The following is a 460-nucleotide window of genomic DNA, read 5'->3' on the forward strand; positions in this document are numbered from 1 at the left end:
TTTCCGTGAAAATCCCCACCACTTGGTGAGTGCGGTATACGCTCCTGATCCGTGCGGGTATACTGAAAATGGCCAAAAAAGGCAATAGGAAAGCAGAGGTGCCCGATTTTAGGCATCTCGTATAACCTGTCTGCCTTTTGGCTAGACTAAATAAGTTGTGGTTGGCGGAACGGCTCTTTGCGGGAGATCATGCAAAAGATGATCACCAACATCCGCCGAGCAATGGCGATGAGGCTTTTTTCTTCCCGCACCGGGCCGCCAACGACCAAAACTTTCGGGACAAGGGATGCGTCTTGGATCGAGCTGCTGACCATGCCGCCTCGCATAACGCCGATCGGAGATGGGGATTGCCTTTTGTCGTGCGCGTGCTCTTTCGCTTTCCGGCGCTTTCATGGTTGCCGGGGGACAATCCCGTCCATGAAGCCGCCCGTTCCGGCGTTTCAAAGACGCTCATGTCGGT

1 pseudogene is annotated in these 460 nt (G+C 54.3%); it reads right to left on the reverse strand.

The features are described 5' to 3' along the window. Positions 1–146 precede the first annotated feature (146 nt). Positions 147–460, reverse strand: a pseudogene (locus I656_RS18105) (transposase); the annotation flags it as partial.

This window comes from Geobacillus sp. WSUCF1 (assembly GCF_000422025.1).
GTDB lineage: Bacteria > Bacillota > Bacilli > Bacillales > Anoxybacillaceae > Geobacillus > Geobacillus zalihae.